Here is a 12,659-nt window from a genome sequence, read left to right on the forward strand (position 1 = left end):
TCGGCACACCGGCGGTCACCCGCAGAGGGTGGTTCAGTGCCCCACCGCGACCTTGGCCGCCACGATCACCAGACCCAGCAGCAGGTTGACCGCCCCCTCGGCAGCGATCTGGCCCGGTGCGGCGCCCGCCCGGCGGGCGCCCAGCGCCGCCCAGGCCACCTGCTGCGCCACGGCGACGCCGAGGGCGAGCCAGGCGTTCTCCCCCGCCCCCAGCCACGGGCTGACCAGCACCGCCAGGGCGGGCAGCGCCGACGCCTCGACGAGCGGCCACTCGTGCCGGCCCACCTCGCGCACCTGGCGCCGGGTGACCTGCCGGCCGGCCTCACGCTCTCCGGCCACGCGCGCGTAGACGTGGGCGGCCCAGAACACCAACCCGGTGATCACCAGCAGCAGGATGAGCGACAGCCTGGGGTGCGGTTCGTTGAGGCTGGCGGCCGCGATCACGGAGGCGGCGAGCATCGAACCGTACACCGCGCCGGCGTAGTCGGTCCGGGGCCGGATTCCGGCCGGGGCCGGTTCGCCCGGGGCAGGGGTACGACTGCGCGAGGTGGTCATGACGCCTGCTCCCGTCATCCCCTCGAACACGTCCGATGGGTCCCACGACCGGGTCCCACGTCCGATGGGCCCGTTGCGGCCATCATCGCCCGCGTTCCGGGTTCCGGCGCGTCGGCGCGGTCACCCACGCCGGGTGATCCGGAGTCCGGCCGACGCTCGTAGCGTGGGGAAAGGTCGTTTCCCCCGCCGTCCGCGGAGGTCGTTTCCCCCGCCGTCCGCGAAAGTCGTTCCCCTCGCCGTCCACCGAGGAGTCCACGAGGAGTCCGCGTGAGCCCCTACCCTCCGATCGCCGAGCACGGGATCATCGGCGACCTGCAGACCGCCGCGCTCGTGTCCACCAGCGGTGACATCGACTGGTGGTGCACCCCCCGCTTCGACTCCCCGAGCCTGTTCGCCTCCCTGCTGGACCACGCCCAGGGCGGCCGCTGCAGGCTGGCCGTCGACCGGGACGCGGTGCCCGACGTGCAGGTGAAACAGCTCTACCTCGCGGACACGGCCATTCTGGTCACCCGGTTCCTCGCCCCGCAGGGGGTGGCGGAGGTCGTCGACTTCATGCTCCCCGACACCTCCTCGGCCCCGAGCGACCGGCACCGGATCGTCCGCACGGCCCGGGTGGTGCGCGGACGGGTGCCGTTCCTGCTGGAGTGCCGACCGCGCTTCGACTACGGCCGGGCCCCTCACGGGCTCACCCTCCTGGACGAACACTGCGCGCTGCTCCGGGGCCCGGAGCAGGAGCTGTGCGTGCAGACCACCGGTCCCGTCGCGCTCGGCCCCGACGGCTCCGACGTGACCGCGGCGTTCACCCTGGCCGCGGGCGAGTCGGCCACCGTACTGCTCACGACCCAGCCGCCGGACGCCACCCCTGCCGCCGCGCCCACCGCGGCGGAGCACGCCGCCGCCTTCGAGGCCTGCCGGAAGTTCTGGTACGGATGGCTCAAGTCATCGACCTACCAAGGACGTTGGCGCCAGATCGTGGACCGCTCGGCGATCACGCTCAAGCTGCTCAGCTACCACCCGACCGGTGCGCTGATCGCCGCCGCGACGATGGGGCTGCCGGAGCAGATCGGCGGGGAGCGGAACTGGGACTACCGCTACACCTGGATCAGGGACGCCTCGCTCTCCGTGCACACCCTCATCAGCCTCGGCTTCAACGACGAGGCGCGCGCCTTCCGCCGCTGGGTGCGGGAGCGGATCGAGGCCGCCGGTTCCGGGGGCGAACGGCTCCAGATCATGTACCGCGTCGACGGCGACCCCCACCTGACCGAGGAGTCCCTCACCCAGTGGGAGGGCTACCGCCGCTCCTCCCCGGTGCGCGCCGGGAACGCCGCCGCCGACCAGCTCCAGCTCGACATCTACGGCGAGGCCGCCTACGCGTTCGCCGCCGATGAGAGCGACATGGGGGCGCTGCGCGGCTGGACCGCGTTCCGCGGGCTCCTGGACTGGCTGACCGAACAGTGGGACCGCCCGGACGAGGGCATCTGGGAGACGCGCGGCGGACGCCAGGACTTCACCTACAGCCGCCTGATGTGCTGGGTCGCCTTCGACCGCGCCATCCGGCTCGCCCTCCGGTTCGCCCGCCCCGCGGACGTCGACCGCTGGAGCTCGGAGCGCGACGACATCCTGCGCCAGATCGTGCAACGCGGCTGGAGCCCCGAACGCGAGGCCTTCACCCAGCACTACGGCACCGACGTCCTGGACGCCTCGCTGCTGCTGATGCCCAAGGTCGGATTCCTCTCCCCCACCGACCCGGCCTGGCTGTCCACCCTCGACGCGATGGACCGGGAACTGGTCCAGGACAGCCTGGTCTACCGCTACGACCCCGCTGCCTCCCCCGACGGCCTGAAGGGCTCCGAGGGCACCTTCAACCTCTGCACGTTCCTCTACGTCGAGGCCCTGGCCCGGGCCGGCCGGATCGCCCAGGCCCGCTACGCGTTCGACAAGATGCTCACCTACGCCAACCACGTCGGCCTGTTCGCCGAGGAGATCGGCCCCTCCGGCGAGCAACTGGGCAACTTCCCCCAGGCGTTCACCCACCTCGCACTGATCGACGCGGCGCTCGCCCTCGACGAGGAACTCGACCGCCGCGGGACCTCCTGAAGGGGACACGCGATGACCTCCACCGTCGCCACCGCCCCCACCGCGGCCGGACGCAAGGTGCTGGTGCCGCTGGCGCTGGCCCAGTTCATCTGCAGCTTCGCCGGCTCCAGCATGAACGTGATGATCAACGACATCAGCCGGGACCTGGACACCACCGTCCAGGGCGTCCAGGTCGCCATCACCGTCTTCCTGCTGGTGATGGCCGCCCTGATGATCCCCGGCGGCAAACTCACCGACCGCTGGGGCCGCAAGCGCTGCCTGATGGCCGGTCTCACCGTCTACGGCGTCGGCGCCGTGCTCAGCGCGGCCGCCCCGGGGCTCGGCGTCCTCATCCTGGGCAACTCCGTGCTGGAGGGCGTGGGCACCGCCCTGCTGATCCCCCCGGTCTACATCCTGACAACCCTGCTGTTCACCGGTACGGCCGCCCGGGCCCGCGCCTTCGGCGCCATCATGGCTCTCGGCGGCATCGGCGCCGCGGCCGGACCGCTCCTCGGCGGCCTGCTCACCACGGCCATCGACTGGCGGGCCAACTTCGCCTTCCAGGCCGTGATCGTGGCCCTGGTCCTCTTCCTCACCCGCAAGCTGGAGGACCCGCTCCCCGCCGACCCGGACCGGCCGTTCGACACCGTCGGCGCCGTCCTGTCCGCCGCCGGGCTGGTCCTGCTGGTCACCGGCATCCTCGCCGCCGACAACAACACCTGGCTGATGATCGCGCTGCTGCTCGCCGGCGCCGCCGTGCTGGCCGGCTTCTTCCGCTGGATCCGCCGGCTGGAACGCGCCGGACGCGAACCGCTGCTGGCCACCAGCCTGTTCCACAACCGCACCTCCGACCTGGGCCTCATCACCCAGAACGCCCAGTGGCTCGTCCTGATGGGCGTCTCGTTCACCGTCGGCGCCTACCTCCAGGTCGTGCGCGGCTACAGCGCCATCGCCACCGGAGGCGTCTTCACCGCCGCCACCCTCGGCCTGCTCGCCACCTCGCTCGCCGCCGAGCGCCTGGCCGAGCGCCGCTCCCAGCGCACCCTGGTCCTCGCCGGCTTCGCGCTCACCACCGTCGGCATCGCCGTGCTGCTGCTCCTGGTCCGCGCCGTCGACGACGTCTGGGCGTTCACCCCCGGCCTGCTGCTGATCGGGCTGGGCATCGGCCTGATGCTCACGCCCTCGGTCAACATCGTGCAGTCCGCCTTCCCCGACAGCCGTCAGGGCGAGATCTCCGGCCTCTCCCGCAGCATCTCCAACCTCGGCTCCTCGCTGGGCACCGCGATCGCCGGAACCATCCTGGTCTCGGAGCTCACTCGCAACGGCTACGCGGCGGCCATGGCCGTCCTCGCCCTCTGCGGCCTGGCCGGACTCTGCGCGGCGCTGTTCCTGCCGCACGACCGGCCCGGCGCGGCGGGCACCCCCGCAACCGGCCCAGGCCGCTGAACCAGAAGGAGGCCCCCGAAGGTTCCACCGGCCCCGGCGGCCCCGAGTTCTACTGGCGCCAACTGCGCGACATGAAGGGCTCCGCCGTCGTCGACGGCATGCCGGTGGACCTGCTGGACCGGTACGCCGAGCTGTGCGGCAGCACCCTCGCGCACGGGCACGCGCGTACCGGGGACCGCGTCGCCATCACCGCGTACCTCGGCTCCGGCGACGTCTTCGACCGCGCCATCGCCGACTTCGCCGTCGCCTACGCCGACCGGACCGACGCCGACCACGCCGCGCTCACCGCCGCGATCGACAACGGCCGGATCAGCGCGCGGCCCGGCGTGTGAGCCGGCCCGGGCGGCGGGACGGCCCTACGCCCGGCCCGTCCCGCCGCCCTCGCGCGCCGGCTCGCCCGCACCGGACGCGCGCCGGGCCGGCAGGTGGCCGGTGAAGGCGAAGCAGGCGAGCGTGATCGCGGCGGCGGCCGGCAGCGACACCTTGAGGCCACCGAGCTGGGCCGCGCAGTACCCCCGTACGCGCCCGCGGCCGGGACGCCCGTCGAGGGCAGTCACCGCGTTGCGCCGAACGGCGGACCGCCCGAGGTGCCGCACGGCGTCCCGTCGCCCAGTCTTGGACGGAATCCGCAGCAGCGGACCGGGAACGGAGCGGGGGCATCGACCGGAGGGAGCGCGGCGTGGCGCAGCAGCGTGGTCAGCCCAGCCGCGCCGACTGGATCCGCGGCAGGACCGCCTGGCTGAAGGGGCGAACGGCCACCCTGCGCGACGCCCCGTTCCCGCGCCGGCTCGCGGCCCAGCTGCTCCACGTCCACGTCCTGGACACCGCCACCCGCCTCGCCGCGCAGACGTTCCTGACCGCCATCCCGGTGCTGTTCGTGCTGGCCGCCTTCATGCCCCAGGAGGTGCGCACCAGCGTCTCCGAGTCGCTGCGCACCGTCCTGGGCCTCCAGGGCGCCTCACTCAACGAGATCACGGCGGCGCTCAACCCCGCCGGTGAGGAGTCCACCACCGAGACGTTCGGCGGCATCGGCATCGTGGTGACCCTGCTCTCGGCCACGACGTGCAGCCGCGTCCTGCAGCGCCTGTGCGAGCGGAGCTGGCACCTGCCCCACCTGGCGGGCCGCCTGGCGGCGTGGCGGTGGCTCGCCTGGCTCCTGGTGTGGCTGACCGCCCTGATCCTCCAGGGCCAGATCCGGGCCGGGCTCGGGGCGGGCGCGGTCCTCGGGGCCGTGCTCTACCTGATCACGGCCACCCTGCTCTGGTGGTGGACCCAGCACCTGCTGCTCGGCGGCCGGATCCCGTGGCCCCCGCTGCTGCCGGGGGCGGTGCTGACCGCCGCCGCGCTGACGGTGCTCGCCTGGGCGTCACGGCTCTACGTCCCCCACTCGCTGAACCGCAGCATCACCCAGTTCGGCCCGCTCGGCCTGGTCTTCACCCTGCTCAGCTGGCTCATCGTGGTGTTCACGGCCATCACGCTCTGCATCGGCATCGGGTACGTGGTGGCGAGCCAGGGACGACTGGCCCGGCTGCTGGGAACTCCGCTGCCGGACCCGGAGGACGAGGACTGAGGCCGCCGCGGCAGCGGCCCGTGGGGCACCCGCCCGGGCGCCTCGGCCGCCTTTGCCAGCCCGGACGGTGTCGGACAGGATGGGGTTGTCAGCGATCCGCGCTCACCATGCGCCATCCCCTCTGAGGTGAGCACCATGCCCCTCAGCCCAGCCGCCAGCTCCCCCGTCCGCCCGGCGGACGCACCTCGACGCGGCTCCGCGCGGCCGGCCCGCATACCCGGGGGCGACCCGGTGCTCGCGGCCCGCTTCGCCGTCCCCCCGATCCCGGTGACCTTCGTGCACAGACCGCGACTGGTCGGGCGCCTCGGCGACGGCCCGGGGACGTCCCTGCTGCTGGTGAACGCCCCGGCGGGAGCAGGAAAGACCCTGCTCGTCGCCGACTGGCTGGCCACCACGCGGCTGCGCGGCTCGGCGGTCTGGCTCACCGTGGAGCGGGAGGACAACGCGCCGGGCGTCTTCTGGGCCTACCTGCTGGAAGCCGTCCGGCACCACGGCGTCGCACTGCCGGACGACATCGGCTGCCCCGCCCGGGCTTCCGAGGTCGACCACTCGCTGCTGGCCCGGCTGGCCGCCCACCTGAGCCGCCGCGAGGATCCCGTGGTCCTCGTCCTCGACGAGTTCGAACACGTGTCGTCCGCCGAGGTGGCCTCCGGACTCCACTTCCTGCTCGGCCACGCGGGCCCGGGTTTGCGGCTCGTCCTGATCAGCCGCACGGAGCCGAGCCTGCCGCTGCACCGCTACCGCGCCTCCGGCAGCACCACCGAGATCCGGGCCGCCGACCTGGCCTTCCGCCCCCGGGAGACCGCCGCGCTGCTGCGCCGGCACCGCCTGGACCTCTCCGCCGGGACGATCCGGTCGCTGACCGAGCGGACGGGCGGCTGGGCCGCCGGTCTCCGGCTGTCCGCCCTGGCCGCCCAGGGCGCCGCCGATCCCGAGGCGTACCTGAAGGAGTTCGAGGCCTGCCGCAGCACGGTCGCGGACTTCCTGCTCGCCGAGGTCCTCGACACCCAGCCCGCCGAGGCCCAGGACCTCCTGCTGCGCACGAGCGTCCTGGAACGGGTCCACCCCGATCTGGCCGACGCGCTGACCGGCCGTACTGACGGGGCGCGGATCCTCGCCGACCTCGCGCGCGCCGACACCTTCGTCGAGGCCCTCGGCCACGGCTGGTACCGCTGCCACCCTCTGTTCGCCGAGATCCTGCGCGTCCACCTGGCGGCACGCAGCCCGGGGCTGGAACGGGCGCTGCACCGCAGGGCCGCCCGCTGGCTGATCGCCGCCGGGCACCTGACGGACGGGCTGGTGCACGCCGCCGCGGCCGGCGACTGGGAGTTCGCCGCGACACAGGTCGTCGACCGGCTGACCATCGGACGGCTGTTCACCGGCCGCGGCGCGGACCGGCTCGACCGGCTGTTCGCCGACATGGCGCCCGACGCCCGGGGGCCCGCCCCGGAGCTGGTCCGGGCCGCGCGCGACCTCGCCCACCACGACGTGGACCGCGGGCTCGAACACCTCCGGCGCGCCGAGGCGCTGCTCGCCGAACGCGACGGCGAGGACGTCCCGGCGGCGGCCCTGCTCAGCCTCGCCCACCTGCGGGTGCTGGCGGGCCGGCTGCTCGGCTCGGCCGACATGGCCCAGGCCGCCGCCGCCCAGGCCGCCCGGTGGGAGGAGCACCTCCCGGCGGGGCTGCTGCGGCAGCACCCCGAGCTTCCCGCGCTCCGGCTCACCAACCTCGGCTCCGCGCTGCTCTGGGAGGGGAGCCTCGACGCCGCCGAAACGGCGCTGTCCGCCGCCGCGGCCGGCGACGACGCCACCACGGCCTGTCCGCGCCAGGAGTCGCTCGCCCGGCTGGCCCTGATCGACCTGCTCCGGGGCAGGCCGGGGCGAGCGGAGGTCCGCCTGCGGAAGGCGGGGGCGGAGGCCGAACGCGCCGGTCTGCCACCGGACTCCCGCACGGGGGCCGGCCAGCTCGTGCTGGCCGCGCTCGCCGTCGACCGCGACGACCTGCCCGCGGCGCGGGCGGCGATCGACCGGGCCGCCGGATCGGACGCGGCCGACCACGACCCGGCCGTCGCCGCGGGGATCGCGATCGTCCGGGCGAGGACGCTGCTGGCCGAGGGCCGTACCCGTGCGGCCCTCGACCTCCTCGCCGGGCTGGAGCACGACGGCCCCACCGCCGGACCGCCGCCGCCCTGGGTGCGGGAGGGCGTGGCCGTGACCGTCTCCGCCGGGCACCTCGCCGAGGGGGACCCGGCCGCCGCCCTCCGGGCACTGGAGCGCAGTGGTGCGGACGGACCGGATTGCGCCGTCGCCGCCGCCCTGGCGCGGCTCGCCGCCGGGGAGAGCCGACACGCCCTGCGGATCCTGGACGCGATCCCCGAGCACGACGGCCATGGGCCCGCGGTCACCGTACGGGTCCTACTCGCCCGGTCCCAGGCGGCCCTCGCCCTCGGCGACGAGGCCGCGGCCCAGCGCCTGCTCGCCCGCGCCCTCGCGGTCGCCCTGCCGGAGCGGCTGCGCCGGCCGTTCCGGGACGCCGGGCCGTGGCTGGCGCGGCTGCTGCGCTCCCGGCCCGAGCTGGTGGACTCCCACGGCTGGCTGCCCCCCGACCTCCTGCCCGGCCCCACGGGCGAGGCGGCCGGGGACACCGCCGCGGCGGACGATCCGGTCGAGCCGCTGAGCGACCGCGAACTGGACGTGCTGAGACTGGCCGCGCAGATGCTGTCCACGGACGAGATCGCCGCCGAGCTGTTCCTCTCCGTGAACACCGTCAAGACCCACCTCAAGAGCATCAACCGGAAGCTCTCCGTCACCGGGCGCAACCGGGCCGTGCGGCGGGCGCGGGCGCTGCACCTGCTCTGACCCCGGACCGCTCCACCGCTACCCGCGGGCTAGGCGCGCCGGGACCGGCGGGCGCGCAGCCAGCGCCATCCGACGGCCAGGGCACCCATCCCGAGCAGCACCAGGAACATCGCGAGCCAGGTGTTCCCGACGACCCGGGCCCCGGTGAACAGCACGATCAGCACCGCGCCCGCGGTGGCCAGGACCGCCAGCGCCGTCCGCAGCGCCACGAGGAGCATGCTCGGGCGCAGGATCGACGAGGCCCTCCCCGCCCGTGCGGCCGCGCGCCCCTCCAGCCCGTACCGGAGCAGGGCCCGGTCGGCGAGCTCGCCGGTGGCGCGGCGGTACATCACGCCGCACGCGGGCACCCACACGAAGGGGATCACGGTTCCGACGAGCAGCAGCCCGCCCAGCCCGGCCCAGCCGAGCCACTTGCGCACTGCCGAGCGCTCCGGGTCGTCGGGGGTCAGCAGGCCGATCAGGTACGCCTGGCGGCGGACGACGGCTGGCCAGGAGGCCTTCTCCCGGCCGTCGACCGAGGTCCGCGACGCCTTCCGGAGGGCCTCGTGCGCCTGCGCCGGTATCGGATGGACCCCCTGCACCACCAGCACCTCCGCCGCCGCGTCGGGACCGCAGGGGTCGCGGCCGGACAGGGCGGCGAGTTCCAGCACCATGCGCAGCTGGGCGAGCAGCGCGGCGACGAAGGCGACCGGGAGCAGGAGGATGAACGGGCCGCCGAGGAAGGAGCCCTCGACCACGGTGCGGCGCACCCCGCGGTCGATGATCCGACCGACGGGATCCGGCCCGGCGTCCTCCGCTCGCTCGGGCGCCCGCTCGGGGTCGCCCCACGCCCGCTCGGGGTCGCGCAGCGCCGCGGCCGTCTCGGCCGCCTGGGGGCCCAGGTAGTCGACCACGAAGGCCGCCAGTCGCTCGGGCATGTACGCGGGATCCGCCCGGAGCGTCCTCAGCAGTCGTCCCACCACGCCGGGTTGTCGCCGCGCACTCTCCGATCCGCCCATCAGCCGCAGAATAACCCCGCCGCCGCACGACCGCCCGGGGCCGTCCCACCTCCCCCTCCCCCTCGGCTTGCCCCTCGGCCCGGACCCGACCGACCGCCCGACCGACCGACCGACCGCTTGACCTTGACACGGTGACAAGGACTTCACTGCGGTCCTGGAGGTGGTCCTGATGATCAGGCCGGAAGAGGACACGGAGACGACGCCGCTGCTGCGGGGGCTGGAGCACGACGACGCGTCGGTGCGGCTGCGGGCGGCGCTGGCCGTCGGCAGCCGCCCGCACCCCGGGTTCGTCGGCGGGCTCGTCGAGCGGTGCGCGGTCGAGCCCGAGTTCACCGTGCGCGAGATGCTCACCTGGGCGCTCACCCGGCACGAGGCGGCGGCGACGCTCCCGCTGCTGCTCGACGAGGTCCGGGCGGAGCGCGCCCAGGCCCGCAGCCAGGCCCTGCACACGCTGTCCAAGATCGGGGACCGGCGGGCCTGGCCGGCGATCACGCCCGCGCTGCTGGCCGACGCCGACGACGAGGTGGCCCGCAGCGCCTGGCGGGCCGCGGTCGTGCTGGTACCCGACGGCGGGCAGCGCGACCTGGCCGTAGTCTTGGCGGCTCAACTCGGACGCGGCGGACGCGAGACGCAGCTGAGTCTCAGCCGGGCGCTGGTCGCGCTCGGGGAGGCGATGCTGCCCACACTGAAGGCCGCGACGACGGACCCCGACCCCCGGGTGCGCGCCCACGCGCTCGCCACCGAACGGCTGTGGCACGACCCGGACGCCGGATTCGAGTCCGCGATCGAGGAGGCGAAGCGCACGGCGGTCTACGGTCAGGGCCGCCAGGAGGGACGGTAGGCAGTGTTGATCGGCGACGTCGCGCGGCGGTCCGGGGTCAGCGCCCGCATGCTCAGGCACTACGAGTCGCTCGGGCTGGTACGGCCCACGGGGCGCACCGGCTCCGGCTACCGCCGGTACTCCGACGAGGACATCCGGCGGATCTTCCACATCGAGAGCCTGCGGTCGCTGGGTCTGTCGCTGCGCGACGTCGGCCGGGCGCTCGACGACCCCGGCTTCGCGCCGGCGGAACTCGTCGACGACCTCATCCGCCGTACCCGCGAGCGCATCGCGGCGGAGACGGAGCTGCTCACCCGGCTGCGGCGGATCGACGCCGCGGAGCCCGCCGGCTGGGAGGAGGTGCTGGGGGTCGTCGCGCTGCTCCAGGCGCTGGAGTCGAAGAGCCCGGGCGCCCGGCAGCGCGCCGCCCTGTCGGCGGGCGACGCGGCCCGGTCCGCGGGCGAGGACGTCGCGGTGCCGGTGGAGGCACTGGTCGAGGCCGTACTGGGCGAGTCCGACCCGAACGTCGCCGGGGCCCTGCGCTGGGCGCTGGCGCGGGCCGGCGGGGACGGGGCGGCCCTGCTCGCGGCGGGCCTGCGCTCGCCCGCGGCCGAGGTGCGCGAGCGGGCCGTCCGGTCCATCGCCGAGCTGCCGGACGGCGCGGCGACGGCGCTGCTGCGGGACGCCCTCGGGCACCCCGACGCCGTGGTCCGCAGGTACGCGGCCCTGGCGCTCGGGGCCCGCGGGGTCGCCGACGCCGTCCCGACGCTCGTCGACATGATCGTCGAGGCGGTGAACGACGCCGACGCGGCCGACGCGCTCGGCACACTGGCGGGCGACCCCGCGCTGGCGGAGCGGATCGCCGCCGGGCTGGTCGACCGCCTCGCCCACGACGCCGTCGGCCCGGACGCCCGCCGCCGCCTGGCCCAGGCGCTCGCGGAGGTCCCGGGCGGCACCACGGACCGAGCCCTCGACGAGCTCGCCCGGGACGAGGACCGTGCGGTCGCGCTCACCGCGACGTACATTCTCAAGCTGCGCAGCACGCGGTAGTCGCGGGGCGGGGACGGGGGCGGGGTGACAGGGGCCGGGCGGTTCCGTCGGCAGCGGCGGCTGTTCCTCTCGGTGGCGATCGACACCTTCGGCTCCGGCGTCTTCCTGCCGCTGTCGCTGCTGTTCTTCGTCACCGTCCAGCACTTCCCGGCGGCCGCCGCGGGCACCGCCGTCACGGTCGGGTCGCTCGCGTCCTTCGCCGTCGTACCGCTCTGCGGACGGCTGGTCCAGGCCGCGGGGCCCAAGGCCTGTCTGCTCGTCGGCAACGTCCTGACCGCACTCGGGTACGGCCTGTTCTTCGCCACCGGGAACCTGGCCACGGTGGCGGCCGCCACCTTCCTGGTGACGGCCGCCGACCGGCTCTACGGCGCCGCCTGGCCGACCCTGGTCGCGCGGTTCGCCGAACCGGAGGAACTCACCGAGTGGTTCTCCGCGGTCACCGTCCTCAAGACGACCTCCCTGGGCGTCGGCACCCTGGGGGCGACCGCCCTGATGGCACTCGACGGCGGCCACGGCCTGCTGGTCGCACTCGCGTTGAACAGCGCGAGTTCCCTCGTCGCCGCCGTCCTGCTGCTGGGGGTCACCGTGCCGGCCGCCGAGCGGCCCGGGCCCCGGGCGGCGGCGCGCTCGAACACCCGGGCGGCGCTCGGCGACCGGCGCTTCCTGTCCCTGGTCGCGTCCCAGACGCTGTTGTCGGCGGCCTGGCTGATCCCGACGGTCGCCTTCCCGGTGTACCTGGTGGAGAGCCTCCACCAGGCGCCCTACTGGCCGACCGTCGTGGTCGCCGTCCGCTACGCCACCGCCACCACCCTGCAGATGCGGATCAGCCGCCGGCTCTCCGGCTGGAGCCGGTCCCGGGTGCTGCGCCTGTCGATCGGCGCGGTGGCCGCCGCCATCGCCCTGACCGCCGCCATCCCGACCGCCCCGCACCGCCTCCAGGGCCCGCTCGCCGTCCTCGTCGCGACGATCCTGGCGCTCGCCGAGCTGGCCTCGAAGCCCACCGCGGCCGCTGCGGCGGTCACCATGGCCCCCAAGGGCGACGAGGGCCCGTACATGTCCCTGTTCCAGCTGACCTGGACGGTCTCCTACGCCGTCGGCCCGGCCGTCATCGGCCTGGGCCTGCAGAACCCCCCGCTGCTCTGGACCGCCCTGTTCCTCTGCGTCGCTGCCAGCGCCCTCGCCCACCGCCTCCGGGCCCCGCTGCGGCAGCCGGCCGCCTCGCCAAGTCCAGCGCTCCGCCCGCCGGTTGAGGGGCGATCGACCCGACTCCGCTGACCTGGACCGG

11 protein-coding genes are annotated in these 12,659 nt (G+C 75.0%); 8 read left to right on the forward strand and 3 right to left on the reverse strand.

What is annotated here, in order from left to right:
* Positions 1-33: 33 nt before the first annotated feature.
* The gene (locus ACWDBB_RS01065; RefSeq protein ID WP_449787606.1) at positions 34-555 is read right to left on the reverse strand and encodes a hypothetical protein; all 522 of its coding nucleotides are present in this window, start codon (positions 553-555) and stop codon (positions 34-36) included.
* Positions 556-822: 267 nt separating this feature from the next.
* Here ACWDBB_RS01065 and ACWDBB_RS01070 point away from each other — a divergent pair, with 267 nt between their 5' ends.
* From ACWDBB_RS01070 to ACWDBB_RS01080, 3 genes are read left to right on the forward strand one after another with little or no spacing between them, the layout of a single operon-like run.
* Positions 823-2,652 (forward strand): glycoside hydrolase family 15 protein, encoded by a 1,830-nt coding sequence (locus ACWDBB_RS01070; RefSeq protein ID WP_449787607.1) that lies wholly within the window; start codon positions 823-825, stop codon positions 2,650-2,652.
* A gap of 12 nt (positions 2,653-2,664) precedes the next feature.
* The gene (locus tag ACWDBB_RS01075; protein ID WP_449787608.1) at positions 2,665-4,077 is read left to right on the forward strand and encodes an MFS transporter; all 1,413 of its coding nucleotides are present in this window, start codon (positions 2,665-2,667) and stop codon (positions 4,075-4,077) included.
* Entirely contained in the window at positions 4,074-4,409 is a 336-nt protein-coding gene (locus tag ACWDBB_RS01080; protein ID WP_449787767.1) for a DUF2252 family protein, read from the forward strand. Before ACWDBB_RS01075 ends, ACWDBB_RS01080 begins: the two co-directional genes overlap by 4 nt.
* 24 nt (positions 4,410-4,433) lie before the next feature.
* On the opposite strand, the gene ACWDBB_RS01085 is transcribed toward ACWDBB_RS01080, so the two are convergent.
* On the reverse strand, positions 4,434-4,634 hold the full coding sequence (locus ACWDBB_RS01085) for a hypothetical protein (protein WP_449787609.1): 201 nt from the start codon (positions 4,632-4,634) through the stop codon (positions 4,434-4,436).
* Positions 4,635-4,756: 122 nt separating this feature from the next.
* Between ACWDBB_RS01085 and ACWDBB_RS01090 the strand changes: the two genes are divergently transcribed.
* Together ACWDBB_RS01090 and ACWDBB_RS01095 are read left to right on the forward strand one after the other, a co-directional pair.
* Positions 4,757-5,647, forward strand: a complete 891-nt coding sequence (locus ACWDBB_RS01090) for a YhjD/YihY/BrkB family envelope integrity protein (protein ID WP_449787610.1) — start codon at positions 4,757-4,759, stop codon at positions 5,645-5,647.
* A 135-nt stretch (positions 5,648-5,782) separates the two neighbouring features.
* Positions 5,783-8,506 carry a LuxR C-terminal-related transcriptional regulator gene (locus ACWDBB_RS01095; protein WP_449787611.1) on the forward strand — a complete coding sequence of 908 codons (2,724 nt, stop codon included), beginning with the start codon at positions 5,783-5,785 and terminating at the stop codon, positions 8,504-8,506.
* A 29-nt stretch (positions 8,507-8,535) separates the two neighbouring features.
* Here ACWDBB_RS01095 and ACWDBB_RS01100 read toward each other — a convergent pair whose 3' ends face one another.
* Complete coding sequence (locus ACWDBB_RS01100; RefSeq protein WP_449787612.1) at positions 8,536-9,423, reverse strand: hypothetical protein; 888 nt, start codon at positions 9,421-9,423, stop codon at positions 8,536-8,538.
* A gap of 250 nt (positions 9,424-9,673) precedes the next feature.
* Between ACWDBB_RS01100 and ACWDBB_RS01105 the strand changes: the two genes are divergently transcribed.
* The 3 genes from ACWDBB_RS01105 to ACWDBB_RS01115 are packed head-to-tail and all read left to right on the forward strand — an operon-like array spanning position 9,674 to position 12,649.
* Positions 9,674-10,345, forward strand: coding sequence for a HEAT repeat domain-containing protein (locus ACWDBB_RS01105; RefSeq protein ID WP_449787613.1), 672 nt, complete (start codon positions 9,674-9,676; stop codon positions 10,343-10,345).
* A gap of 3 nt (positions 10,346-10,348) precedes the next feature.
* Positions 10,349-11,374 (forward strand): MerR family transcriptional regulator, encoded by a 1,026-nt coding sequence (locus tag ACWDBB_RS01110; RefSeq protein WP_449787614.1) that lies wholly within the window; start codon positions 10,349-10,351, stop codon positions 11,372-11,374.
* 24 nt (positions 11,375-11,398) lie between these two features.
* The gene (locus tag ACWDBB_RS01115; RefSeq protein ID WP_449787615.1) at positions 11,399-12,649 is read left to right on the forward strand and encodes an MFS transporter; all 1,251 of its coding nucleotides are present in this window, start codon (positions 11,399-11,401) and stop codon (positions 12,647-12,649) included.
* Positions 12,650-12,659: the final 10 nt, after the last annotated feature.

This window comes from Kitasatospora sp. NPDC001095 (assembly GCF_053598615.1).

Coding starts and splice junctions, on each gene's coding strand:
- ACWDBB_RS01065 (WP_449787606.1), bottom strand. CDS start 555: ATGACCACCTCGCGCAGTCGTACCCCTGCCCCGGGCGAACCGGCCCCG.
- ACWDBB_RS01105 (WP_449787613.1), top strand. CDS start 9,674: ATGATCAGGCCGGAAGAGGACACGGAGACGACGCCGCTGCTGCGGGGG.
- ACWDBB_RS01100 (WP_449787612.1), bottom strand. CDS start 9,423: ATGCCCGAGCGACTGGCGGCCTTCGTGGTCGACTACCTGGGCCCCCAG.
- ACWDBB_RS01095 (WP_449787611.1), top strand. CDS start 5,783: ATGCCCCTCAGCCCAGCCGCCAGCTCCCCCGTCCGCCCGGCGGACGCA.
- ACWDBB_RS01075 (WP_449787608.1), top strand. CDS start 2,665: ATGACCTCCACCGTCGCCACCGCCCCCACCGCGGCCGGACGCAAGGTG.